The sequence below is a fragment of the Thiothrix subterranea genome (assembly GCF_016772315.1).
GTDB lineage: Bacteria > Pseudomonadota > Gammaproteobacteria > Thiotrichales > Thiotrichaceae > Thiothrix > Thiothrix subterranea.
The window spans coordinates 1,174,327-1,197,769 of the sequence record NZ_CP053482.1 but is presented as its reverse complement, the minus strand read 5'-3'; the positions used below and the strand labels follow the sequence as shown (position 1 = coordinate 1,197,769).

Annotated in this window: 30 protein-coding genes and 1 tRNA gene; 13 read left to right on the top strand and 18 right to left on the bottom strand. The window is 51.1% G+C overall.

The window, feature by feature from the left end; genetic code table 11:
- The first annotated feature begins 2 nt into the window (after nucleotides 1–2).
- The gene (locus tag HMY34_RS05815; RefSeq protein ID WP_202718347.1) at nucleotides 3–602 is read left to right on the top strand and encodes a hypothetical protein; all 600 of its coding nucleotides are present in this window, start codon (nucleotides 3–5) and stop codon (nucleotides 600–602) included.
- A 209-nt stretch (nucleotides 603–811) separates the two neighbouring features.
- Nucleotides 812–1,456 (top strand): hypothetical protein, encoded by a 645-nt coding sequence (locus HMY34_RS05810; RefSeq protein WP_202718346.1) that lies wholly within the window; start codon nucleotides 812–814, stop codon nucleotides 1,454–1,456.
- Between the two features lie 3 nt (nucleotides 1,457–1,459).
- Here HMY34_RS05810 and HMY34_RS05805 read toward each other — a convergent pair whose 3' ends face one another.
- The 7 genes from HMY34_RS05805 to HMY34_RS05775 all read right to left on the bottom strand — a co-directional run bounded on the left by HMY34_RS05805 (nucleotide 1,460) and on the right by HMY34_RS05775 (nucleotide 6,596).
- Complete coding sequence (locus HMY34_RS05805) at nucleotides 1,460–1,912, bottom strand: EVE domain-containing protein (protein ID WP_202718345.1); 453 nt, start codon at nucleotides 1,910–1,912, stop codon at nucleotides 1,460–1,462.
- Nucleotides 1,913–1,916: 4 nt separating this feature from the next.
- A complete protein-coding gene (locus tag HMY34_RS05800) occupies nucleotides 1,917–2,777 on the bottom strand; it encodes a 23S rRNA (adenine(2030)-N(6))-methyltransferase RlmJ (protein ID WP_202718344.1) in 861 nt (286 codons plus the stop codon).
- Between the two features lie 75 nt (nucleotides 2,778–2,852).
- Nucleotides 2,853–3,509 carry a hypothetical protein gene (locus HMY34_RS05795; protein WP_202718343.1) on the bottom strand — a complete coding sequence of 219 codons (657 nt, stop codon included), beginning with the start codon at nucleotides 3,507–3,509 and terminating at the stop codon, nucleotides 2,853–2,855.
- An 86-nt stretch (nucleotides 3,510–3,595) separates the two neighbouring features.
- On the bottom strand, nucleotides 3,596–4,075 hold the full coding sequence (locus HMY34_RS05790; RefSeq protein WP_202718342.1) for a hypothetical protein: 480 nt from the start codon (nucleotides 4,073–4,075) through the stop codon (nucleotides 3,596–3,598).
- Between the two features lie 70 nt (nucleotides 4,076–4,145).
- Nucleotides 4,146–4,763 carry a 5-formyltetrahydrofolate cyclo-ligase gene (locus tag HMY34_RS05785; protein ID WP_202718341.1) on the bottom strand — a complete coding sequence of 206 codons (618 nt, stop codon included), beginning with the start codon at nucleotides 4,761–4,763 and terminating at the stop codon, nucleotides 4,146–4,148.
- Entirely contained in the window at nucleotides 4,735–5,349 is a 615-nt protein-coding gene (locus tag HMY34_RS05780; protein WP_202718340.1) for an FHA domain-containing protein, read from the bottom strand. Before HMY34_RS05780 ends, HMY34_RS05785 begins: the two co-directional genes overlap by 29 nt.
- Entirely contained in the window at nucleotides 5,346–6,596 is a 1,251-nt protein-coding gene (locus tag HMY34_RS05775) for a transglycosylase SLT domain-containing protein (protein WP_202718339.1), read from the bottom strand. Before HMY34_RS05775 ends, HMY34_RS05780 begins: the two co-directional genes overlap by 4 nt.
- Before the next feature lie 175 nt (nucleotides 6,597–6,771).
- Here HMY34_RS05775 and HMY34_RS05770 point away from each other — a divergent pair, with 175 nt between their 5' ends.
- Genes HMY34_RS05770 through dnaQ form a run of 3 tightly spaced genes read left to right on the top strand, consistent with a single transcriptional unit; the run spans nucleotide 6,772 to nucleotide 8,721 of the window.
- The gene (locus HMY34_RS05770) at nucleotides 6,772–7,572 is read left to right on the top strand and encodes a class I SAM-dependent methyltransferase (RefSeq protein ID WP_202718338.1); all 801 of its coding nucleotides are present in this window, start codon (nucleotides 6,772–6,774) and stop codon (nucleotides 7,570–7,572) included.
- Complete coding sequence (gene rnhA / locus HMY34_RS05765; protein WP_202718337.1) at nucleotides 7,562–8,005, top strand: ribonuclease HI; 444 nt, start codon at nucleotides 7,562–7,564, stop codon at nucleotides 8,003–8,005. The genes HMY34_RS05770 and rnhA overlap by 11 nt, the downstream gene beginning before the upstream one ends.
- Nucleotides 8,002–8,721: a DNA polymerase III subunit epsilon gene (gene dnaQ / locus HMY34_RS05760; protein WP_202718336.1), complete on the top strand. Its 720-nt coding sequence runs from the start codon at nucleotides 8,002–8,004 to the stop codon at nucleotides 8,719–8,721. The genes rnhA and dnaQ overlap by 4 nt, the downstream gene beginning before the upstream one ends.
- Here the strand turns inward: dnaQ and HMY34_RS05755 are convergent.
- The 3 genes from HMY34_RS05755 to HMY34_RS05745 all read right to left on the bottom strand — a co-directional run bounded on the left by HMY34_RS05755 (nucleotide 8,718) and on the right by HMY34_RS05745 (nucleotide 10,166).
- Nucleotides 8,718–9,422: an outer membrane protein gene (locus tag HMY34_RS05755; protein WP_202718335.1), complete on the bottom strand. Its 705-nt coding sequence runs from the start codon at nucleotides 9,420–9,422 to the stop codon at nucleotides 8,718–8,720. The two genes, dnaQ and HMY34_RS05755, sit on opposite strands and share 4 nt — an antisense overlap.
- 127 nt (nucleotides 9,423–9,549) lie before the next feature.
- Nucleotides 9,550–9,942: a type II toxin-antitoxin system VapC family toxin gene (locus HMY34_RS05750; RefSeq protein WP_202718334.1), complete on the bottom strand. Its 393-nt coding sequence runs from the start codon at nucleotides 9,940–9,942 to the stop codon at nucleotides 9,550–9,552.
- Nucleotides 9,939–10,166 carry a type II toxin-antitoxin system Phd/YefM family antitoxin gene (locus HMY34_RS05745; protein WP_202718333.1) on the bottom strand — a complete coding sequence of 76 codons (228 nt, stop codon included), beginning with the start codon at nucleotides 10,164–10,166 and terminating at the stop codon, nucleotides 9,939–9,941. The genes HMY34_RS05750 and HMY34_RS05745 overlap by 4 nt, the downstream gene beginning before the upstream one ends.
- A 221-nt stretch (nucleotides 10,167–10,387) precedes the next feature.
- Here HMY34_RS05745 and HMY34_RS05740 point away from each other — a divergent pair, with 221 nt between their 5' ends.
- Genes HMY34_RS05740 through HMY34_RS05730 form a run of 3 tightly spaced genes read left to right on the top strand, consistent with a single transcriptional unit; the run spans nucleotide 10,388 to nucleotide 13,769 of the window.
- Nucleotides 10,388–11,365, top strand: coding sequence for a toll/interleukin-1 receptor domain-containing protein (locus tag HMY34_RS05740; protein ID WP_202718332.1), 978 nt, complete (start codon nucleotides 10,388–10,390; stop codon nucleotides 11,363–11,365).
- Nucleotides 11,355–11,831, top strand: coding sequence for a toll/interleukin-1 receptor domain-containing protein (locus HMY34_RS05735; protein WP_202718331.1), 477 nt, complete (start codon nucleotides 11,355–11,357; stop codon nucleotides 11,829–11,831). Before HMY34_RS05740 ends, HMY34_RS05735 begins: the two co-directional genes overlap by 11 nt.
- A gap of 33 nt (nucleotides 11,832–11,864) precedes the next feature.
- Nucleotides 11,865–13,769, top strand: a complete 1,905-nt coding sequence (locus HMY34_RS05730; RefSeq protein WP_202718330.1) for an ATP-binding cassette domain-containing protein — start codon at nucleotides 11,865–11,867, stop codon at nucleotides 13,767–13,769.
- Nucleotides 13,770–13,826: 57 nt separating this feature from the next.
- Here the strand turns inward: HMY34_RS05730 and HMY34_RS05725 are convergent, their stop codons facing one another.
- On the bottom strand, nucleotides 13,827–14,705 hold the full coding sequence (locus tag HMY34_RS05725) for a 5'-3' exonuclease (RefSeq protein ID WP_202718329.1): 879 nt from the start codon (nucleotides 14,703–14,705) through the stop codon (nucleotides 13,827–13,829).
- Nucleotides 14,706–14,819: 114 nt separating this feature from the next.
- On the opposite strand from HMY34_RS05725, the gene HMY34_RS05720 reads away from it, so the two are divergent.
- Entirely contained in the window at nucleotides 14,820–15,410 is a 591-nt protein-coding gene (locus tag HMY34_RS05720) for a DUF1131 family protein (RefSeq protein WP_202718328.1), read from the top strand.
- A 113-nt stretch (nucleotides 15,411–15,523) separates the two neighbouring features.
- On the opposite strand, the gene HMY34_RS05715 is transcribed toward HMY34_RS05720, so the two are convergent.
- Nucleotides 15,524–15,790, bottom strand: a complete 267-nt coding sequence (locus HMY34_RS05715; protein WP_202718327.1) for an oxidative damage protection protein — start codon at nucleotides 15,788–15,790, stop codon at nucleotides 15,524–15,526.
- Between the two features lie 17 nt (nucleotides 15,791–15,807).
- Nucleotides 15,808–16,851 carry an A/G-specific adenine glycosylase gene (gene mutY, locus HMY34_RS05710; RefSeq protein WP_202718326.1) on the bottom strand — a complete coding sequence of 348 codons (1,044 nt, stop codon included), beginning with the start codon at nucleotides 16,849–16,851 and terminating at the stop codon, nucleotides 15,808–15,810.
- Between the two features lie 58 nt (nucleotides 16,852–16,909).
- Here mutY and HMY34_RS05705 point away from each other — a divergent pair.
- Nucleotides 16,910–16,983 (top strand) — tRNA-Gly (locus HMY34_RS05705).
- Between the two features lie 21 nt (nucleotides 16,984–17,004).
- Here HMY34_RS05705 and HMY34_RS05700 read toward each other — a convergent pair.
- From HMY34_RS05700 to HMY34_RS05690, 3 genes are all read right to left on the bottom strand, one after another.
- Nucleotides 17,005–17,697 (bottom strand): hypothetical protein, encoded by a 693-nt coding sequence (locus HMY34_RS05700; RefSeq protein ID WP_202718325.1) that lies wholly within the window; start codon nucleotides 17,695–17,697, stop codon nucleotides 17,005–17,007.
- A gap of 3 nt (nucleotides 17,698–17,700) precedes the next feature.
- The gene (locus HMY34_RS05695; RefSeq protein WP_202718324.1) at nucleotides 17,701–18,171 is read right to left on the bottom strand and encodes a type II toxin-antitoxin system RelE/ParE family toxin; all 471 of its coding nucleotides are present in this window, start codon (nucleotides 18,169–18,171) and stop codon (nucleotides 17,701–17,703) included.
- A 115-nt stretch (nucleotides 18,172–18,286) separates the two neighbouring features.
- Nucleotides 18,287–18,766, bottom strand: coding sequence for a hypothetical protein (locus HMY34_RS05690; protein ID WP_202718323.1), 480 nt, complete (start codon nucleotides 18,764–18,766; stop codon nucleotides 18,287–18,289).
- 143 nt (nucleotides 18,767–18,909) lie between these two features.
- Between HMY34_RS05690 and HMY34_RS05685 the strand changes: the two genes are divergently transcribed.
- The 3 genes from HMY34_RS05685 (at nucleotide 18,910) to HMY34_RS05675 (ending at nucleotide 22,029) form a co-directional block, all read left to right on the top strand.
- On the top strand, nucleotides 18,910–20,385 hold the full coding sequence (locus HMY34_RS05685) for a SulP family inorganic anion transporter (RefSeq protein WP_202718322.1): 1,476 nt from the start codon (nucleotides 18,910–18,912) through the stop codon (nucleotides 20,383–20,385).
- Nucleotides 20,386–20,407: 22 nt separating this feature from the next.
- Nucleotides 20,408–20,761 (top strand): YkgJ family cysteine cluster protein, encoded by a 354-nt coding sequence (locus tag HMY34_RS05680; protein ID WP_202718321.1) that lies wholly within the window; start codon nucleotides 20,408–20,410, stop codon nucleotides 20,759–20,761.
- A 92-nt stretch (nucleotides 20,762–20,853) separates the two neighbouring features.
- Entirely contained in the window at nucleotides 20,854–22,029 is a 1,176-nt protein-coding gene (locus HMY34_RS05675; protein WP_202718320.1) for an ATP-binding protein, read from the top strand.
- An 18-nt stretch (nucleotides 22,030–22,047) separates the two neighbouring features.
- On the opposite strand, the gene HMY34_RS05670 is transcribed toward HMY34_RS05675, so the two are convergent.
- Together HMY34_RS05670 and HMY34_RS05665 are read right to left on the bottom strand one after the other, a co-directional pair.
- Nucleotides 22,048–22,764 carry an anti-sigma factor gene (locus tag HMY34_RS05670; protein ID WP_202718319.1) on the bottom strand — a complete coding sequence of 239 codons (717 nt, stop codon included), beginning with the start codon at nucleotides 22,762–22,764 and terminating at the stop codon, nucleotides 22,048–22,050.
- Complete coding sequence (locus HMY34_RS05665) at nucleotides 22,761–23,303, bottom strand: RNA polymerase sigma factor (protein WP_202718318.1); 543 nt, start codon at nucleotides 23,301–23,303, stop codon at nucleotides 22,761–22,763. Before HMY34_RS05665 ends, HMY34_RS05670 begins: the two co-directional genes overlap by 4 nt.
- Between the last annotated feature and the right edge of the window lie 140 nt (nucleotides 23,304–23,443).

Here is a 23,443-nt window from a genome sequence, read left to right as displayed (position 1 = left end):
CGATGAACGTTAACAGCTATAAAATCTATTTTTTGAGTGTTTATTTACTCATAGCCAGCGTCTTGCTGTCTGGGTGTATTTTCTCTTCGGAGTCCCAGCAAGCGCGTGAAGTTGCCGATAAGTTTTGGCAGGCCGTGTTAGCCGAAGACATGGACACTGCTAAAAATCTGACAACGTGGGAAAGTGCGCAATATTTGCAATTTCTCACCAGCAAAAGTGTTGCCGCCAAGCGTTTCGAGACCGGTGAAATCAAAGTAGAGGGCACGACTGCTGAGGTGGCAACGGTGCTGCATAGCGGCGAAAAAGGCGATATGACGATACCGTTACGCACGGTGTTAATTCGCAATAAAGATGTGTGGCAAGTCGATGTGCAAAAAACCATGGGTTCAATGGTCAGCGGCGCAATGGGTGCAGTGGTTGATCAATTGAATGTATTCATGGAAAACGGTTTGCAAGATTTGGATAAAGCATTGTCTGACAGCGTGCAAGAATTAAACAAAAGCTTGAAACAAGGCGTGGATCAGTTGAAACAAGAGCTGACCGTTCCCCCAACGACGCCGCCACCTCCTGTTACGCCTCCCGCGAACGGACAAGCCATATAAGATTATATTTTAGTCAAAAAGCCAACTTCCTTGTTGGCTTTGTTCATTTCTATTGCATTCATTTACTATTCAGGCTTATATAGAAGTCATGCCCGTATGCAAGCAAAAAACGCCATTCTGTCAGTCAGTTACTGGTATAAGTTAATAAAGAGCTGTTATGTTGGCGTCGCGCTGTTGTGAATGGTCAGATCAATGAAGTGGAATGCCCCATGCCAAAATTAGTTATTAAACAAGACCTGCCTGAGCCGTCCCTTATTGAAAAATTGGAAGGTTTATTGCGGTTTGTGTTACCGGTGTTGTTGTTTATTATTGCCCTTGCTGCGGTACTATCTTTCTATTTGTCACGCGAGTCTCACGATCCGGTGATGCTGGGGAATGATGCGCCTGCTATGACGTTGCCGCACGCTTACACACAAGAAGCACAGCATTTGAGCACACTGGTGCGTGAATTTGAGGCGCAAGAAAAGGCTGGAGTGGAAGAGTACGCCAAACACGCCCGCTTGGTCAGTCAAGCCGAAGCACTCCTCGCGCAACTAAGCGTGATGGATAAGCGTGTCGAAGCCTTAGCGCTAGAGGCAGACACTAAAGAGACTTTACTAACGCGCCACCAATACCAAAAAGATTATTGGGAAGCGAAACGGGTATTCCACGATCTGCGTTTGTCGCGCTTTAATGAGCCGGTTACAGCACCCTCAATCACAGCGACATCGGCGGTAACGCCACCTGTTGAAAAACCATCAGCCGATGCACCTGTACCAGCGTCCGCGCCAAATGTTGAATTGCCTAAGGATTTCTGTCCGCTTTTTGGGCCGGGGGCAGCCGCGTGCCGACCGGGTGCTGAGGATAAACCCTGAGGTTTATTCCAAGTCGAGGATGGTTTGCCATTCGGTTGCGCTTACCGGCATGATTGATAGGCGGCAGCCTTTACGCACTAGCGGCATGTCTTGCAAAGCGGCGTGTTCCCGCATTTCGTATAAGCTTATGGTTCGGGTCAGTTTGCGCACGAATTGCACATCAACCCGATACCAGCGTGGGTTTTGCGGATCACTTTTGGGGTCGAAGTATTTTGCTTCCGGGTTGCAAGCCGTGTCATCGGGGTAGCCCTGAGTGGCGATCTTGGCAATACCGACGATGCCGGGAACGTCACAATTGGAATGGTAGAAAAATACCTGATCACCGATTTGCATTTGGTCGCGCAGCATATTACGAGCTTGGTAATTGCGCACGCCATCCCACGGTTCGATGCCCACTTTCTGTAAGTCATCAATACCGAATACATCGGGTTCTGATTTCATCAGCCAGTATTGCATGGGGTTATCCTTTACTTCCGGTGTTTTTTTCGGGGGTGATGTAAGCGACGGTGAAGTGTCCGTTGCCATGCGCCATCTGCTGGTTAAGCCAAGGTAACAAGGTTTGCATTTGTCCGGCGAGTAACCACGGTGGGTTGATGACGAATAAGCCGCTGCCAGTCATGCCCATTCCAATGCTATCGGCTAAGGGGCAATATTCGAGTTGCAAAATGCCTGCAATCCCCGTTTGTTGCAAAGCCGCTGCCATTTGTTTGACGCGCTGGCGTTCGATCACGGGATACCACAGCAAGTAAGTGCCGGTCGCAAAGCGTTGATGGGCTTTGCTAAGGGTGCTGATCACGTCGTTATAGTCGGTTTTGAGTTCGTAAGACGGGTCGATGAGTGTGACAGCACGGCGCGTGATTGGGGGCAATAAGCCGAGCAAACCTTTCAAGCCATCTTGTTTGCTAATGTGAACGCGCTTGTCGTTGCCTAAATTTTGGTTCAGTGCGCTGAAATCGCTGGGGTGCAACTCAAATAAGCGTAATTGGTCAGCGTTGCGCAGTAAATTGGCCGCTAACCAAGGTGAACCGGGGTAATGATTCAGCGTTGTGCTGGCATTGAGTGAACGGATTTGTTGCAGATAACTTTGCAGTTCGTCTGGCACATTAGGTGCTTCCCACAGGATCTGGATGCCTTGGGCAAATTCGCGGGTTTTTTGAGCTGCTGCACTGCGGAGTTGGTATAAGCCGCTGCCTGCATGGGTGTCGATGTACCAGAAGGGTTTGTCTTTGCGTAAGTAGTATTCCAGCGTTAACACCAGTACCAAGTGTTTGATGACATCCGCGTGGTTGCCTGCGTGGAAAGCGTGTCGGTAGCTTAGCAAGTTGGTCGTTCCGTGACAGTTTCGATGCGCGATATAGCAGGAAGGGGCGAATAATGATTCGCCCTTTCCAAGTGATTACTGTGTGACAGGCCCTGGAGCGGTTGTTGTTGCCGCTGGTGCTGGCGTTGCTGCGGGTGGGGCAGCATCAGTCGCGGGTGTTGCCGCCGCTGGCATTGCTGCTTGTGGTGCAGGTGCAGTGTCGGGCGTAGGTGCGGTGGTTGATGTTTCCGGCATTGCGCTAGGTGCGGTCGGTGTTACCGGCGGCATTGGCGGAATCATGAACGGTGGCAAATTGTTGTTCATGCCGGGTTGCATTCCTAACGGTGCTACCGGACGTGGGTAACGGCGTTGGTTGTTGTTGCTCCAGTCCATACCGGGGAAGCTTGGGCCGTTATTCCAGTTGAAGGGCATATTAGCGCCATTCCATGAGGGGCCGTTATTCCAGTTGAAGGGCATGGTCATGCCATTGTTCCAAGGGTTGTTGTTACCCCATGACGGGCCATTATTCCAGTTGAAGGGCATGTTCGAGCCATTTCCCCACCCCATATTCGGACCACCACCCCATGACGGGCCATTGCCCATATTGAAACCATTGCCAGGGCCATTACCCCATGATTGGTTATTGCCCCAATTCATATTGGGATTCATGTCGAAGTTGTCAAAGCCCCAGCCGCCTGCATTGGCACTGCCTGCGATGCCTGCCAAGAGGATGCTTGCGATCATTTTTTTCATGGAGTTGCTCCCAGTGTATTTTGTCACGCTAATACGAAAACAGGCCGGATAAACCGACCTGTTTAGTATAACTGCTTTGGCTAAAATTAGTTAGCAGAAGGGCCTGGGGTTGCGCCCGGAGCAGTTGGCATCGGTGGCATTGCAGGCATCGGGGCCATTTGTGGCGCCATCATTGGAGCACCCATTGGCATACCCATTTGCGGCGCCATCATCGGCATACCCATTTGCGGCGCCATCATCGGAGCGCCCATTGGCATACCCATTTGCGGCGCCATCATTGGGTAGTTGTTATTATTGCCCATGAACGGCATATTGCTGTTATTGCCCATGAATGGCATACCGCCCATGAAGCCTTCATCACCACCGCCATAGCCATCTTCGCTGTCGAAGCTGTCCATCATTTCTTCCATCCAGTACATTGGCGTCCATTCTGGAAAATCACTTTCTTCGTAGTACGGGCCTTGTGGACCCATTTTCCATTCGCCGTTGTTGCCACCAAAGAAGTCGTTAGCGCTTGCGCCAGCAGAAAAAGCCAACAGGCTCAGACCGATTAATAATTTTTTCATCTCAATATCTCCTATGCGGTTATGTCGTCTCAGGCTTACCCTGACCATGCAAACACTATATCAGCATATTCTAATATATGCCAGTGCCGAAATGAAAAAAACTCTGCTCCGAGCTGACCATATCCAACGGTATATCCCACGATTGGCGCATTAAATAATTGATTTGTTGAAAGCTATAAGCAAAGCCGCAGAGATGTGGGCGTTTGCTGGTAGACCGCGTGCGTTTGAAGCCAAAGGTTCGATCGTAAAAACCGCCACCCATGCCCATGCGTGTACCGGTGTGATCAAAAGCGACCAGCGGGGTAATAACCAAATCCAACCAAGCGGCGGGGCGACGGTCACGGTAACGCGGGTAAGGTTCAGGGATGCGAAAGCGATTCAGGCGGAAACGGGTATTGGCATCCCAGCGTACAAACCACAAGCGCCCATCTTTAAAAGGCGATAGCACCGGCAAATAAAAACGTTGCTGTGGCAAGGCGTGTTGGCGCACGTTGCGCGGGTCAGCTTCGCCTCTCACCGGTAAATACAGTGCTATGTGCCGTGCATTGCGAAATGCGCGTTGTTTGGTCAGATGTTGGACAGCTTGTTGGGAGAGTTGCGCTTGCAATGCTTGGGGCAGCGCTGCCCGTTGGCGTTGCATAGTACGGCGTAAGCTGGGGTTAGCTGGGGGCGGTGAGGTTGCTGGCATTATGATCCTTCAGGCAAAACTGGAGGCTGGTTTCTTCTACCCGCAGGGTATCGCCAGCGACCAACGTGCGGGTACGGTGGTTATTCATCGTCCCCGTTTCCCGCGTAATATACTGCCCTTGGGGAGAGCACTCAATGACGATTTGCCCCGTCGTTTGATTGCCCAGTACCAAACGTTCGGCTTTTAAGGGAATAATGTACCCGGATTTGCTGCCATTTAGCACTTGTAGCCATGCCGTGTAACTTGAATCCATCAGTTTGGGGTGGATGCTGAGGCGTTTGAGTTGCACCGCTAAACCCTGATCAGTACGGAACACCACTTGGTATTTCCCCAAACCAATGATGTCGCCATCCGTTAGCAAATGGCGGTCAATCTGTTGTTGGTTGACGTAAGTGCCATTGGTACTTTGCAAATCTTCCAAAAAGCAATCATCGCGCACCACGGTAATTCGCGCGTGGTTATTGCTGATGGTGCGGTCGGGTAGCGCAATGTCGGATTTGCCATGCCGCCCAAACGTAATGCTGGTTTTTTTTACCGCAAGGCGTTTGAGAATTTGTTTATCAAACATGACAATTAGTTCGCTCATGAGTGGCTAGTCGCTCCTTCGATCGCTGCAATCACCTCCAAACGTTCACCCACTTTTAATTTGGAGCTGCGTTTGCTGTTACGTTTCATCAAGGTTTGTACCGACGTGCCGTGGCGTTGGGCGATGGATTGCAAAGTATCACCCCGTTTCACGGTATGCACTTTGGCGCTGGCTTTCGTTTTGGCTTTGGCAATTTTACTGGATTTTTTGCCAATGCGCGTGGTCGCCAATTTGTTGTAACCGCTGGCCGAAGCACTGGCATACACCGGGTGACTGGCAGCAGGCAACGCATCAATCACGGTCATCAGTTGCTGGGCGTATTGGCGCGGCAGCACAATGCGGTTGGAATATTGCGGGGTCGTCACGCCGCTGCGGAAACACGGGTTTAAATTCAATAAGGTGTCAGCTTCCAAACCGGCTTGTAAGGCGGCTTGGCGTAAATCCACCGGCTTGTCGATGTGCAATTGCGCTAAACGGGCTTGATTCGGGGTTTCTGGCAGCGTAATGCCGTAACGCGGCGCATTGCCAATCAACTCTTTGAAGGCCAGCAAACGCGGCACGTATTCACGGGTTTCTTTGGGTAATGACAAATGCCAAAACGTGGTGGGTAAGCCTTTGGCGCGGTTGCGGTCAATTTCACGTTGCACCCGGTTTTCACCGCAATTGTAAGCGGCGAGTGCCAATAACCAATCACCGTTGAAATCGTTGTTGAGTTTTTGCAAATATGTGAGCGCCGCGCCGGTTGCGGCAAACGGATCCATGCGGGCATCGTAGGATTTCGCTTGCTGTAAGCCGTAACGTCGCCCGGTATCGGGGATAAATTGCCACAGCCCCGCTGCACCGGCATGAGAAAACACGTCCGCGTCGAAAGCGCTTTCCACAAAAGGCAGCAATGCCAATTCGTTGGGCATTCCACGGCGTTCCACTTCGTGCACAATCATGTGCAGGAACACGCTGGCACGTTCGGAGAGCAAGTTTAATTGTGCCGGATTTCGCCCGTAATAATTAACAAAGCGTTGCACCTGCGGGTGTTTGCTGTATTGATCACTGAGTTGAAAGCCCCGAAATACCCGTTCCCACGTATCGAAATCTTCATCCAAGGTCGGCTTTTGTGGTTGCGCGTCAGCAAGATTGGGCGTGTGTAAAGCGGCTTTGCGTAGCGTTGGTTGTTGGCTGGCGTGTTCCGCTTTGCCCATGGTGTTGGAGCAGCCGGTGCCGGTAAACAGTGCTAGGATAGACGCTGCCATCAGCGTCTGCTTATTTATTATTATCATGTTTAAAACCCCATTGACCTTGTTGTTCTTATGTTGCTCTTGATTCGTCGTTATAATGGTATGCACGATAGCAGCCGAGTAACTGAATACTCTTCATAAGTTTTTGTAATTAGCCTGATCTGCTGCGAATATAATACGTCTGCCACTTGTGAACAAGGAAAAATCGCTGAACGTCACCTCTACCACTTCATTGCCGCCCGCCGGAGTCAAACTGTGTCGGGATTGGTACGCTACGTCGGCAGGGCAGGCAACCTTGGCGCGGGTGCAAAGCATTGTCAGTCGGATGAGTGCGGACATTTTCGGCTATTACGCCTTAGAAACGGGCGTGTTGGCAGGCCAGCATTCGTTTTTGCAAGAATCACGGGTGGCGAGCCAGTTTTCCTTAGGCATATTGCCCGGTGAACAAGCCAGTATTGTCGGTACGCCTGAACAATTGCCGTTTGCTTTGAACAATCTGGATTTGGTCGTCGCCAGCCACGCTTTGGATTGTACCCGCAGCCCGCACCAAGTATTACGCGAAATTGAGCGGGTGTTAGTGCCGGAAGGTCATTGCATCTTGATTGGGTTTAACCCGATGAGTTTCAAGGGTTTGGCGCAACTGCGTTACTGGCATAACCCTAAAGCGCGGCCTTGCCAGTTTTATTCCACGTTTCGGGTGCGTGAATGGTTGAGCGTACTGGGGTTTGAGGTGTGTGAAACCGCATCGGCGGGATTTTGTCCGGTATTCGGTGGTGATTACCTGTTCAAACGGGCGCGTTGGTTAGACCATTTGGGCAGTCAGTACCGCTTAATGACGGGTAATGTGTATATTCTTCATGTCCAGAAAAAAGTATCCAATATGACGCCTTTATTGCCGTCGCGTAAGGTCAAACCGTTGTTGCGTCCGGGAATGATTGTGAATCCGGGGGCAGGGCGTGCGTCCCGTAAAGAGCCAAAAAATGCCAAATAATACAGTTGAAATTTTCACCGATGGGGCGTGTCGTGGTAATCCGGGGCCGGGTGGTTGGGGTGCTTTGCTGCGCTACAATGGCGTAGAGCGCGAACTCTACGGCTATCAACCGTTGACTACCAATAATCAAATGGAACTCATGGCTGCCATCCAAGCCTTGGAAACTTTGAAACGCCCTTGTGACGTGATATTAACCACCGATTCCCAATACGTGCGCCAAGGCATTACCGAATGGTTAGCCGGTTGGAAACGCAAAGGTTGGAAAACAGCAGCGGGCAAACCGGTCAAAAATCAAGAACTGTGGCAACGTCTGGATGTGGCTTCCGCACAACATAAAATTGATTGGCGTTGGGTGAAAGGCCATAGCGGACACGCCGAAAACGAACGAGTAGATCAATTGGCTAATCAAGCCATCGACGAGAAGAAACTATGAGTCGCCAAATCATTCTGGATACCGAAACCACCGGCCTCGAACCGAAAGAGGGGCATCGCATTATCGAAATTGGTTGCGTGGAAATGCTCAACCGCCGCTTGACGGGGAATAATTTCCACGTTTATTTGCAACCGGATCGCGAAATTGATGCGGGGGCGATTGAAGTTCACGGCATCACCAATGATTTTTTGGCGGATAAGCCGCGTTTTGAAGCGGTTATGGATGATTTTCTCGCGTATGTGCGCGGAGCTGAGCTAATTATCCACAACGCGCCGTTTGATATTGGTTTCATTAACCACGAATTGCGCTTGGTGAACCCGGCGCATCAGCCGATCACGGACGCTTGCAGCGTGACCGATACGTTGCGGATGGCGCGGCAATTGTTCCCGGGTCAACGCGCCAGTTTGGATGCATTGTGTAAGCGTTACGAAATCAATAATGCTCACCGTACTTTGCATGGCGCGTTGCTGGATGCGGAGATTTTGGCGGATGTCTACCTAGCGATGACGGGCGGGCAAGTCAGCTTGTTGCTAGGTGCAGAAGATGGCAATCGTGATGGGCAACAAGGTGGCGCGGTCATTCGGCGCGTGACGGCAGACGTGAGTCGCTTGCGGGTAATTCCGGCAAGTGAAGATGAATTGGCGGCACATGCGGAGCGTGTTGCCGCTATCACCAAGGCTGGGGGCAAGTGTTTATTTGCCCCGCCGTCGGTTTAAAAGTTAAAGGTTGCGCCGACGTAGATCATGTCGGTGTCGGTTTTAACGCTGTGTAAATCAACAACGTTTTTATTCGCATCCAACTCTAAGAAACGGTCGCCTTTGCCGGTGTCAAAAGTGCGATCCCACCCCACCCGAATGCTGATGCGATCGGTTACTTCGTGTTCAACGCCAAGCCCTACCGTTGGGCTAACGCCCCGGTCGGTGCTTTTGTAGCGTTCATTGATGCCATCGAGGTTGGTGTAATCCATGCTGTTTTTATTTTCCCAAGCAAATGCACCGGCTTTGCCGTAGACCGAGGTCTTGCGGGTAATACGGTGATTGGCTTTGGCGCTGATACCGATGCCACGGGTTTTTTGACGGGCTTTGGCGTATTCAGCGCGTCCGCCGGGAATGCCGAATTCCGGGCGGTACATGTCGATAGCGTAGGTGTCACCAAGATTGGCATATTCCGCTTCGACGCCAAACACCGGGTTTAAATTGGCACCCGCGTAGACTTTGTGGACTTTGGCGCCGCCGGTATTTTTCTTGTGCATGGTGAATTGTGAGCCGGTGCATTCATCACAAAATTGGGCTTCATTGCCGTTGTTTTTGGATGCACCAATGGCTGCCCCCGCGTAATAGGGGGAAAAGCCTGCTTCTGCCATGCTTGAACCCATGAGCGCGGCAAGACCAGCATTGACGACAAGAAACTTTTTCATGGGGGAGTCCTGAAAGTAGTCTAATAACAGATTTTATTGCCTTAATTGTAAGGCTGTATGATTAATTAAGAGGGGCGGGATTTGATGAAGTGGGGGGTTTTGCTGATGATTGGTGTGGTGGGTTCAGTTAATGTTTCCAGATGACATCAACCGCATAATCAGTGAAATGTCCATCAGCGCTGAGCAGAATCAGTTTCTCGCACATGGCTTGCGCAATCAGTAAACGGTCAAACGGGTCACGATGATGGAATGGCAAGGTTTGCACTTGCTGGCAATGGCTTACCTGAATGTGTAGTAATTGTACAGTATTCTCGTCACACCAGGTTTGCAGCCTTGCCAGCGCGTTATCTTCGAGTTCAATTTTGCCCAAGCTCATTTTAATCGACAGTTCCCAAAAGCTGGCAACGCTGATGAATAGAGCATTGTTTTCGTCTTCGCAGATGGCTGTGACTGCGGCGGGCAGTTTGTCGGGGCTATCGACTAGCCATAGCAGGGTATGCGTATCCAATAATGCTCTCATACCATGTATTCCTGAAAATCATCCAGTGGCGCGTCGAAATCAGCAGCGATATGTTTGACCAAGCCGCGTAGTGAACCGAGTTTGCGTTTGGCAGGTGGTTTGGTGAGTGCTTGCAGGCGTACCACGGGCTGGTTGTTGCGGGCAATGATGACTTCTTCCCCGTTCAGCACACATTGTATGAGGTGGGAAAGCTGGGTTTTGGCTTCGTGGATGTTGACTTGCATGCTTAGCTCCTTGATTAGTCATGAGTCTAGCTAAGCTTGTGGATAGTGGCAAGTAAAAAGGTCGTTCACATCCAGCCGTTAGTCTGCTATTAATGCAGCATTCTTTTTTATTAAGTGACATTGATTCCATTTCCAGAGTCTTTATCAATCATGTTGAACATGGAGGGAGCTTTGTAACGGTGGAGCAAGTAGTAATGGGCTGGCAATGTGGGAAAATATAAATGTCAGATATAGCAGTTAAAAAACTTGCCGAGATAATCGATGCCCCCGTTGAGTTTCTGCTCAAGCAGTTACAGGATTCAGGTATTCGAGTTGATGGCGCAGATGCATGGATCACGGATGCACAGAAGTTAAAATTACTGGCTCACATCCGTCAGGGAGCATCGGTGCCGGGTACCGACAGCCCTCTGAAACATAGTGAAGCGGCTGTGAAATCAGGAATTGGTCAGCGTGGTAAAAGAGTGAGTGTTGAGGTTAGACGCAAAAAAGTTTTTGCTACAAGTACCGATACATTAGCTGAGCAAGCTAGAGGTAATGCCCAATCAACTCATGCAACGAGTGGGGTAAGCCATGCTGAAGAGCTTGCACGCCAGTTATCTGCGGAACGTCAGGCTATCCAGAAGTTAAAACATGAACGCGATCAGATCGAATCACGCAGTATGGAGCATCAGCTAGTCGAAGTGGTACGGGAGGTTGTTGAGCAAAAATCTGCGTCTATAGTAACTTCGGTTGTTGATTATGAAAATAACGGGAAGAAAGCTTTTATCAGTTATGCTCGTGATGGTAGTCACGGTGAGAATCTTGCTGTTGAAATCCAGCAGCAATTGCAGGTGGCTGGTTTCGTGGTATTCCGCGATGTAAGTGGTCTGAAACCCGGTGATGTGTGGTATCACAAGCTGGAATCTGAACTCGAAACTAGCGATGTGATGGTGTTGGTGGTTTCTGAGAAAGTACGCACGTCCAAGTGGGTACATAATGAAGTGAGCATGGCGGAAGAAATTGGTATTCCCGTGATTCCGGTGCTGGCGGAGAAAGTACGGTATCCGTTGTGGCTGCGGCATTTGCAGAGCTTGGATTTTTGCGGAGTGGTGGATTGGAGTTTGTTGTTGGGGGCGATTGTGCATCATGTTGATGCCAAAAAAAGGGTACTAAGTAGTCTTACTAACTCTTTTTTGGAAGAGGATGATAATGATGTCTAATGATTTGGAATCCCAACTTGTAGATCAACCGATCAAGGCATTTGTGTCTTATTCCCAAAAAGATGAAAAATACTTGACCGAATTTAGTGCACATATGCGCCCACTGTTACGCTTAAAGCAAGTGGTCGTATGGGATGATCGAGCAATTGATGTCGGGGATGAATGGGAAGAGTGTATTTACCGAGAACTGGATGAAGCTGACATAGTGATTTGTTTGGTAAGTAGTGATTTTATTGCTTCTGATTTTTGTTATGAGAAAGAATTAGACAGAGCTTTAGATGCACATCGAAAGGGGCAGAAAGTGGTAGTGCCCGTACTACTCCGTTCTTGTTTTTGGAAAGAGTTGCCCCTATCAAAACTAGGATGGACTCCTCGGCAATGGATTACATCTCATGAAAATAGAGATGAAGCTTGGACAGAGGTAGTGACGAAACTTAGAAAAATAATTTTAGATATTAAAAAATAACCTTTTAGTTAAAACTCTCTTGAAGAATCATATATGCTAGTCTTTTCTGATCTAACCCTACGGCGCGGCTCCAAAGCCCTGCTCGAATCCGTTTCCTTCAGCATCCATCCCGGTCAGAACGTCGGGGTCACGGGTGCGAACGGTGTCGGCAAATCCACCCTGTTCGCGCTGATTCGCGGCGAATTGCACCAAGACACGGGCAATTTTTCGATACCGCCTTATTGGATCATCGCGCACGTCCAGCAGGAAACGCCCGCCACCGACCAGTCTGCGCTGCATTACGCGCTCGAAGGTGACACCGAATACGTCAGCCTGCGCCAGCAACTCGAACACGCCGACGGCGCACACCTCGGCGAACTGCACGCCCGCCTCGATGCCATCGACGGCTACACCGCTGAAAGCCGCGCTGCCACCTTGCTGCACGGACTCGGTTTCAAACCCGACCAAATCAACAACCCGGTTAGCAGTTTTTCCGGCGGTTGGCGGATGCGCCTCAACCTCGCGCAAGCCCTGATGTGCCGTTCCGACCTGCTCCTGCTCGACGAACCCACCAACCACCTTGATCTTGATGCGGTCATCTGGGTACAAGATTGGCTGAAAAACTACCGTGGCACATTGCTGCTGATTTCGCATGACCGCGAATTCCTCGATGCGATTTGCACCAACATTGCCCACATCGAACACAGCCGCTTGACGCTCTACACTGGCAACTATTCGACCTTTGAAATCACCCGTGCGGAAAAACTTGCGCAACAGCAATCCGCTTACGAGAAGCAAAAGCGCGAACGCGAACACATGCAAAAGTATGTCGACCGTTTCCGCGCTCAAGCCACCAAAGCCCGCCAAGCGCAAAGCCGCCTCAAAGCGTTGGAGCGGATGCAAGTCATCTCCGCCGCGCACGTCGATTCGCAATTCCATTTCAGCTTTCGTGACCCCGAAAAACTGCCGGATCGCTTGCTGCATGTGCGTGAAGCTCGCCTCGGCTACGGTGATAAAACCATCGTCGACAAGGTGGAGCTGCAAATTTTCCCCAGCGACCGCATTGGGTTGATCGGCCCCAACGGTGCGGGTAAATCCACCCTGATCAAATTCCTTGCCGGAGAACTGCCTGCGCAAGCGGGTGAAAGCTGGCAAGCGCCCGATCTAAAAATCGGCTATTTCGCCCAGCATCAGCTCGAACAGCTCAAGGTCGATCAATCGCCACTGCAACATTTGCGCGACATGGATAAACAAGCTCGCGAACAGGATTTGCGTAATTTCCTCGGCGGTTTTGCCTTTCAAGGTACGCGGGTGGAAGAGGCGATTGCGCCCTTTTCCGGCGGTGAAAAAGCCCGCCTTGCGCTGGCGTTGCTGATCTACCAACGCCCGAATTTGCTGTTGCTGGATGAACCGACCAACCACCTTGACCTCGACATGCGCCTTGCTCTGAGCATGGCATTGCAGGAGTTTAAGGGCGCAATGGTCATCGTCTCGCACGACCGCCATATGCTCAAAACCGTCACCGACAAGCTGTTGCTGGTCGATAGCGGCAAAGCGCTGGAATTCGACGGCGACCTCGATGATTACGCGGCGTGGTTGCAAAACCGTTTCCGCAAAGAAGAAGATGAATCCTGTAAGGGCGGTTCGCGAACCGCCCCGACGCACACCGCCGAAGGACGTAAAGACCAGCGCCGCGAAGCCGCCGAAAAGCGCAAACAATTGCAGCCCTTAAAGAAAAAGATCGACAAGTTGGAGCAGGAAATGAACAAACTCCAGCAACAACAAGCCACGCTAGAAGCACAGCTCGCCGACCCCGACATTTACAGCGATGCCAACCGCCACAAGCTCAAGCAACTGGTGCTCGACAAAAGCAACCTCGATGCCAAGCTCGAAGAAGTGGAGATGGAATGGATGGAGCGCAGCGAAGAATACGATACCGCGATGGCGGATGATGCGTAGGGGCGTATTGCATACGCCCTCTTAAATCGTGCGGGGATGGGCGTATGCAATACGTCCCTACACGTTTTGCCATAGGTGAAATTGTTGTTCGCTCAGTCCCAAGCGTTCGCACAATGCCTGTAACTGCCCCAAATCCTTATCCCTACGCCGTAAATCCAGCGGTACATCCGGCACGTCGCAATAAATCTCGGTTAATTGCCGTGCCAGCCGCACCGTGGCTTGATGTTCGTCAACCAGTTCTTGCAGGCGTTTTGCCCCACGGGTTTTCATTAGCCCGATTTCGGGAATGCGCGATAGCAACACCTCCACGCTGCTGAATTTCTGCAACAGTTTGGCGGCGGTCGACATACCTACGCCCGGAATGCCGGGGATGTTATCGGCTACATCGCCCGCCAGAGCTAACTGATCGGGGATTTGTGCAGGCCAGACGCCAAATTCTTTTTTCACGCCACCGGGGGGTAGTGGCGTGCGTTTGCCGTAATCCCACCAAATATCGCCATCATTGACCAATTGCGCTAAGTCTTTGTCGCCGCTGATAATCATGCAGGTTTTCCCGTTATCGCGTTGCTGTTTTGCCCAGGTTCCGATGACATCATCCGCTTCAAAATAGGGGCTGGCGGCTTGCACAATGCCGAGTGCATCCAAAAAATCGCGGCACAGTTGGAATTGCATTTTGAGTTCGGCGGGGGCAGGGGTGCGATTAGCTTTATACGCGGGGTAAATGGTTTTGCGCGTGGAGGTTTGCAGGCTAATGTCAAAGGCAAACGCAATGCGCTGTGGTTGTTCGGTTTGCAACAAATTGTAGATAAAGCGCAGGAAACCCAGCACCGCATTCACGGGGTTGCCTTCATGATCTAACACAATAGGCTGGCGCACAAACCAGGGGCGGAACACATAAATACTGGCATCAATCAACCAGACGGGATTTTCAGGCATGGTATTTTTCAGGTGATGGCTAAGGTTCTGGACTATAAACAGGGAAGCATAAAAATGCACGGCTGGGATTTTTGTGAAAGAATGTTGACGCGGCGATTAAGTAAAGGAGCGAATATGCAACGTTTGGCTGGAAAGAGATGGGTGTTAGGCGCAACCGTGGCGTTGTTGAGTGTGACTGCTTGCGACGATCAAGCCAATACAGTGGTGCAACCGACCGTCAAACCCATCGAAATGTTGTCGGTTGATGGCATTGGGCCGATCAATGGCAATACGCCCTTCAACCTGCATGACATTACGATGGCTTTTCAGGGCTTAAATGTTGCACAGCGCACGAATTATGCAGAAGGGCATGAATACCCCACTATCACCGTTAGTCAGGATTTAAAACCGCTGTTGAGCATTAACCCCGATGCGAAACACGAAAAAGTGTTTTCGGTCATGGTGCACGACAATTTGATCGGTAATGGCTTGGGTCATGCGCTGGGTAGCCGTTTCAACGAAGTTTATGCCTACGGTGCAACGGAAGAGTGCCGCGCTGGGGCGGAGGAATTATCTGGCAAAGTGCTGTGTTACGCCCCGAAAACCGGCAATGTACTGTATTTGTTTGGCGGTACTTGGAATGGGCCGGATGGCTCTGTGCCGCCTAAAGACGTATTAGCCAATTGGCAGATGGAAGCCATGATTTGGAAACCACCGAGTCAGTAAAGAAACCCCTCACCCCCAGCCCCCTCTCCCTCAAGGGGCGAGGGGGAGTAAGAAAGAGAATTTCTCTTAGCCCCTCGCCCCTTGAGGGAGAGGGGTTGGGGTGAGGGGATTCTTCAAACCGGCTTGAAGTTATCAATCGTGCTTGCGCCTTCGCCAAAGAAGAATTTTTCCATTTCTTCTTGCAGGAACTTGCGGTCTTTGGGGTTGATGGTGCTGAGGCGGTATTCGTTAATGAACATGGTTTGTTGTTTCAACCATTTGCCCCACGCTTCTTTGGAAACGTGTTCGTAAATTCTCACACCCAATGCGCCGGGGTAAGTGGGGCGGTCTAAGCCTTCGGCTTCGCGGCCTAAATGGATGCAGTTCACCATGCGTGTCATGTGTTTTCCTCAGTGATTCAGTCAATGGTCTGGAAAAATTGGCGGACAGCGGCTGACAGCCCGCCCGTATATTCGGTGTTTGCTTTATACCAGAGCCAGCCGTTACCTTCCATTATCCGTGCGGGTTGCGCGTCTAAATCGAGCTGTAAGGGCTGTAAATGCAGGCGATAATGGGAAAAAGTGTGCGTTAACACGGGTAAACGGGTCGCAATGGCTTGTGTCGGGGTGAAATGCTGTGCCAGCCAGTCATGCAGCGCGGTTTCATCGGCAAATTCGGGGAAACTCCACAGCCCACCCCAAACGCCGGTTGGCGGGCGCTGTTGCAGCAGCAATTCGCCTGCGGTATTGCGTAATAGCAACGCCAGTGCCGTTTTTTCGGGTAGCGCTTTTGTCGGGCGTTTGCCGGGGTAGGCTTGCGGTTTGCCTTGTTTAAAGGCTTGGCAGCCGTCTTGTAAGGGGCAGAGCAGGCACAGCGGTTTGCTGCGGGTGCAGAGGGTTGCGCCCATGTCCATCATGGCTTGGGTGTAAGCGGCATTGCGTTCAGCGGGCAGGTGTTGTTCGGCGTATGCCCAGAGTTGTTTTTGCACACGCGGTTCGCCCGCCCAGCCTGCTACGGCGTGGTAACGCGCCAGTACGCGCTTGACGTTGCCATCCAAAATGGCTTCGCGTTGCCCATGACTGAGTGAAAGAATGGCGGCGGCGGTGGAACGCCCAATGCCGGGTAAGGTTTCCATGTTGGACATATCGGTGGGGAATTCGCCTGCGTAGATGTCGCGGACTTGTTGCGCGGTTTTGTGCAGGTTGCGGGCGCGGCTGTAATAGCCTAAGCCTTCCCACAATTTCAGCACATCGTCTGGCGGTGCAGCGGCGAGGCTTTGCACGTCGGGGAAACGTTGCATAAAGCGTTCGTAGTAGGGAATGACGGTGGTGACTTGGGTTTGTTGCAGCATGATTTCCGACACCCAAACACGGTAAGGGGTGGGATTTTGCTGCCAAGGCAAGTCTTTGCGCCCGTGCTGATCGAACCACGCCAGTACTTTGTCAGCAAATGTAGCTATCATGATTGTTGTCTCGACCAAAACGCACTACAATAGCGACCTGCTGACACTATCTCAATAAGCGGGTGTAGTTCAATGGTAGAACGGTAGCTTCCCAAGCTGCACACGTGGGTTCGATTCCCATCACCCGCTCCAAATTCCCTACTTTTCCCTTCACTATTCCATGTAATCGCCCATTTTCGGCGCAAACGGATCCATGATCACAATCTTGCCATCTTTCACTTGGCGCATTAAGTTGTCGCCGTGCAAATCCCAGTTAAGGTATTGTTGGTGTTCGCGGTAATACTTGCAGAGCTTGCGCATGTCATCCGCTAATTCATCGCCATAGTGTTTGGCGACGTAAGCCCAAACTTTGATACGTTCGGCCTCTTCCATCCAGTCAATTTCGTGAACATGTTCGGTGAAAAAAGCAGAATCGGCTTCATTCAAATGTTCCAAGCGTTCCATCACGTAAATGATGCGATAGTCGGGTTCTTCAAAGGTGAATAAGTGGATACAGGCGGGGTCAAGCGGTTGCCCCTCTTCATCCAATACCCCCACGCGGCGGGCAAACGGCACACTGGTGAGCTGGTGTTTTTCGATGGCATCCAGAAAATATTCCAGCCCTAGCGACTGTTTTTCCAAGACGACGTAATTTTTCCAAGCATCACTCTCCGTATTGGCGGTGAATAGCCGTTTGCATTCGGCGCATTTCACGCTGAGTTTTTTGCCGCTATCGAAGCATTTCATTTCGTAGACTTTCGTGAGGAAGGTGTTTTCACACTGTGGGCAATCCATGCGTTTGAATTTGCCGCTGAGGAAGCAATCGAGGATTTCTTTGCTAGAGTCGAGTGGTGCTACGGTATCCATAAATCAGTACTCTATTCCGTTTCTGATAAGCAGGGGCGAGCCGAACGGGATAATTGCTGGAAAATAATCATCAATCCACAGTCCGACACTGATTCCCTGATGAAGCATGAAAGCCCGTTTTTTTCTACCATCGGTGGTGTAAATCCGCATCCCGTCACCCTGAAGCCGTTCGCGAATTTCCAGCAAGTTATCATCCATGTCATCGCGCAAAGTACACACGATCGGTTCCCAGCCACTTTCACGGTAACGTTTTATCAGCGCAAGGTAAAAGTCTGGGTCGGCGGTAATGGTATTGTCGAAGTCGATAGCGATAATCCGCGAAGTAGCGGAATCTGCCAGCACATACTGGTCAACCCTGAATTCATCAAACGTCGAGATGAGTTCATGTTCACCGTGTTCCTTAATGGCGGTTTCCAATAGGGCGAATGCAGCGCACGGCAAGCGGTTATGGTAGTAAAAAACAAGATCTGACATGCAGTTTATTCTCTAGCGGAGTGAACGTTGCTATTTTTGTGTTCCCAGCGTAGTGCTAGGCGGTAAGGCGTGCAATGATTTAAGGCAAGAAAAGGCTCCTCAGAGCCTTTTGTGTTCAGAAGTGTGGCTGAATTTCGGCAAACGATACCGAGCCAAACTTTGCCAGCGCAATCCGCAATGCTGACGGGGAAGGTGTCAGCAATTTATCGGGAAATTCCGCAAACCACAGATTGCCATCCGGCGTGGATTCCACCACGATTTGGTGTTCATTTTCCAACTGCACCAAAGACATTTGGATGCCACGAATATTGGTGTCGGGGATAATTTCCATCCGCACAATACCCGGTTTGCCGGAATCTTTAAGCAGCATCGAAAGCTTCATCTTGTCGTGTTGCAGCAAGCACTGGTTGGTAGCGAGAAAACATTCGCCCTGCAATTGCAGCGGTAGCATGGCAATTTGCTGTTCTGGCTTGGGGGCGGGTTGGTCTTTTGTGACCCACAAGTCCATCATGCCCCAGCCGCCGATGGCGAGTATTGGCGCAATCATAATGGCAATGCGCATGTGTAAAGGTTGGGCAAAGAACCAGCGTAACATCAAGCAATCTCCAGTTAAAACACAGCGATTAGCATACACGAGTCATCACGGTATCGCTGTATTTTGCGAGCTGATTTCCCTAGAATGCAGCGCTTCTGCTGTTTGCTTCGCGCACTCACTCTTCAATAATGGAATCTAGCACCATGAAATCTCTCCCACAGGATTGGTTCGGCAATGTCAAAAATGACCTGCTTGCCGGACTCGTCGTCGCGTTGGCACTTATTCCTGAAGCCATCGCTTTTTCAATTATTGCGGGCGTTGATCCGAAAGTGGGGCTGTATGCCTCGTTCAGTATGGCAGTGGTGATTGCATTTGCGGGCGGTCGTGCGGGGATGATTTCCGCTGCGACGGGCGCAATGGCCTTGGTCATGGTGATGCTGGTGAAAGATCACGGTTTGCAGTATTTGTTTGCGGCGACTTTGCTCACGGGGGTGTTGCAGATTGTGGCGGGGATGCTGCGGCTGGATTTGCTGATGCGCTTTGTGTCACGGGCGGTGATTGTCGGGTTTGTGAATGCGCTGGCGATTCTGATTTTTATGGCGCAATTGCCGGAGTTGATTGGGCATGGTTGGTTGGTGTATGCAATGGTTGCCGCCGGTTTGGGGATTATTTACCTGTTCCCGTATGTGACCAAAGCTGTGCCATCGCCGTTGGTGGCAATCATTGTGTTGAGCGCGGTGGCGATGGTGTTTGGGCTGGAGATTCGCACGGTCGGCGATATGGGCGCATTGCCGGATAGCTTGCCGGTGTTTTTGTTGCCGGATATTCCGCTGAATTGGGAAACGCTGACGATTATTTTCCCCGTGTCGGTCACGCTGGCGGTGGTGGGTTTGCTGGAGTCGTTGATGACGGCGACGATTGTGGATGATTTAACCGATTCCACCAGCAATAAACAACGCGAGTGTGTGGGGCAGGGCGTGGCGAATATTGCCACGGGTTTCCTTGGTGGCATGGCGGGTTGTGCGATGATTGGGCAGTCGGTGATCAATGTAAAATCCGGCGGGCGTGGGCGGTTATCTACGTTTGTGGCGGGTGCATTTTTGCTGCTGATGATTGTGTTCATTGGTGATTGGGTGGCGCAAATCCCGATGGCGGCATTGGTGGCGGTGATGATCATGGTGTCGATTGGCACGTTCAACTGGGATTCGGTGCGGAAATTGCGTGAACACCCGAAAAGTTTCAATGCCACTATGATTGCCACGGTCGCCGTGGTGGTGGCGACGCATGATCTGGCGCAAGGCGTGTTGGTTGGGGTGTTGCTGTCGGGCTTTTTCTTCGCCAACAAGATTGCGCGGTTTATGTTTGTGAAATCGCGTTCGGAAGACGAAGGGCGGATGCGGGTTTACGAGGTGGTGGGGCAGGTGTTTTTTGCTTCAGCCGATGCGTTTATTGCGTCGTTCGATTTCAAAGATGTGCTGGATAAGGTGCAAATTGATGTCAGTCGGGCGCATTTTTGGGATTTAACCGCCGTCGGTGCGCTCGACAAAGTGGTGGTGAAGTTCCGTCGTGAAGGCACGGAAGTGGAAGTGGTCGGTTTGAATGAAGCCAGTGCTACCTTGATTGACCGTTTCGGGACGCACGACAAAGCCGATGCCACCGACCCGCTGGCAACCCATTAAGGCACAATCCCATCAGGCTAACATGACCCAAAATTATCAGATCATACGTTTTTTACGCCGCAATATTCCTACGTTTGCCTGCGAGCCGGGTTGCCATGACTGTTGCGGGCCAGTCACGGCCTCCAGTGAGGAAATCGCAGAGCTACCCGTCAAAAGTGAAGCGGAACATGCTGAGGCATTGGCTGATTGGTGTTGCCCCTATTTGGGGGAACAGGGTTGTACGGTGTATGCGGAGCGTCCGCTGATTTGCCGCGTATTTGGGACAACGCCGCGCTTGGCTTGCCCTAGGGGTAGAAAGCCAGAGGTGTTGCTTGCCCCCAAAGTTGAGCAGCAGGTATGGCAGTTTTTGCGGGAAACCCGGCAAGTGCTGTTGTGATGCATTTTGCAGATTTCAAGTTAAACTTGAGATTTGCAAATGTGGGCGTTAAGCTATTGTCTTTATAGCGTTTAGTGTATTAAAACATACCCATGATCAAGCGTGATATTGCGCCAGAATTACTGGAAAGCAGCCGGGAATACCCCGTTGTTACCCTCTTTGGGCCGCGTCAGTCTGGGAAGACGGTATTGGCCCAGCAATGCTTTCCTGACAAGCCTTACTTTTTGCTGGAAGACCCTGATACCCGTCTTGCCGCCGAAACCGATCCGCGTGGCTTTTTATCGCAAATGCCTAATGGCGCGATTCTGGATGAAATTCAACGCTTGCCGATTTTACTGTCTTATTTGCAAGGCATTGTGGATAAAGCGCAGCAGCCGGGTATGTTTATCCTGACTGGCAGTCACCAACCGGATTTGCATACAGCGGTTAGTCAGTCCCTAGCGGGGCGCACGGCTTTGCTCACTTTGTTGCCGCTGACGCTGGAAGAAATTCGCCAAGTGCAGCCGGAAGTGGATGTTTTTGAGCTGATTTACCAAGGCGCATTTCCGCGCTTGCACAGCCAGCAATTGCAGCCCAACCGTTTCTTTAATGGCTATTTACAGACTTATGTGGAACGTGATGTTCGAGCCATTTTAAACATCAAAGATTTGAGCCGCTTTCAGCAGTTTTTAGTCTTGTTGGCAGGGCGGGTAGGGCAGGTAGTGAATTATTCATCACTCGGCAATGATGTAGGGGTGTCATCGACCACTATTCAACACTGGGTAAGCGTGTTAAAGGCGTCGTATATTTTGTTTGAATTGCCGCCGTTTTTCGCCAATATCCGCAAGCGCGTGATTAAGTCGCCCAAGTTATATTTTACCGATACCGGGCTGGCGGCATTTTTGCTGGGTATTCAGTCAGCGGAACAGGTGGCGCGTGATCCGTTACGTGGCAATTTGTATGAAAACCTGATGATTCTGGAAATTCTTAAGGCACATTTGAACCGTGGATTGCGCCCGGATTTGTACTTTTACCGGGATTCGCAGGGCAATGAAGTGGATTTGCTGATTCGGCAGCGTCAGGGCTTGTTGCCGGTGGAAATCAAATCCTCCGCCACATTTTCCCCGGCGTTTCTCAAAGGAATCGACGCATTCCGGGCGGTTTCCCCGGATTGTTTGCCTAACGGGGTCGTGCTATATAACGGGGAGCAAACCCATCAAATAGGACAGACACGGGTGTTAAATTTAACGCGGGAAAAACAGGGATTGGCTGTATGGGCTATGGCTTGAAACCTAGCGCCATAGCCGTTACAGCGCTGCCAGCTCGCCACTCAAGACCACTTCACCTTGCGGTTTGTCGCTGGGTGGCTTATCCATCGGTTCGAGGCTGATCGCAAATTGGCTGACATTCGCCATTTCCTTCCAAGTTGCCTTGTCAATCGACATCCGGTTTTCACCTTGCGCAGTTAGCGTACCCATGCGCATCAGCGGTTTATTGCGGTCTTTGGGGATGCACCATACGGTGGGCATCATGTCATCTTTCACAGGTAATGTGCCGCTGGGCATGTTGAAAGCAATTTCCATCGTGTCATGATAAACGGTTACTACCAGCATTTTATCTTGCTGTAGAGGTGGCTTGAGCATTGCCATGTAAGCCGCAGGTTCTACATTCATGTTCAGTAATAACACGGTCATGGCAGCCGCCGCAATCGAGGCAAGCGCTGTCATTGACCAAGGCAGGTAGTCTTTCAGTTTGGTTAACCAATGAGCGGATGCGAGGGCGGGTTGTTTGCCTAACTGCAATTCTTGGCTGATCGCATTCCACACCCGTGCCGGTGGCGCTTCACTGGGGATCAGGGTTGCCAATGGCGCAAATTGTTGCTGGTAAGCGTTGGTGACTGCCCGCAGATAGAGGTGTTTGCGCATCAATTTTTCAAAGCGCAGGCGTGCTTTGCCCTGCAAGGTGCCAAGCGCGTAGGACATCGCGAGGTGTTCAAAAATGTCTGGGTTTTGGTAACGCTTCATTGTAAGCACCCCCGTAATTGTTCCAATCCGCGCCGTATCCACGCTTTCACCGTGCCTAAGGGTTTTGCCAACGATTGCGCCAGCTCATCATGGGTTTGCCCGTGGTAAAAGGCTTGCAGAATGCATTCGCGCTGTTCCGGTTTTAGCTGGTCTAAGCAGTACAGCAGCCGCTGGGCATCTTCGCCCATTTGTTGCAACGCATCAGGCTCTGGTTCCAGCGAGGCAAATTCTAGGGATTCGTATTCCACATCATCAACCACCGTCGGGCGGCTTTGGGCTTGGCGCAGTTTATCGAGTGCTTGGTTGCGTATAATCGTGGTCATCCACGTCATGGCACTGGCTTTGCTGGCGCTGAATTGCGCGGCGTGATGCCACACTTTGATAAAACCTTCCTGCAACACGTCTTCCGCGAGTGCCGCGTCACGCAACAGCCGTTTGCACAGCGCAAACAAGCGGGGAGAGGTCGCGTCATACAGTTGCCTGAAGGCGGCTGCATCGCCCTGCCCGCTGCGTTGCAGCAGTTCGTTCAGTGGTTCCATGATGTTCCTTATGCATTCTTATACGTTGGCTGGCTGCTGTTGGATGCACGCCACACAGGAAAAGCCGATTGTAGACAGATTTCAGGCTTGCTGCATCTGCTATCCGAACGGGGGCGTATATCGACATCATTAACACAATA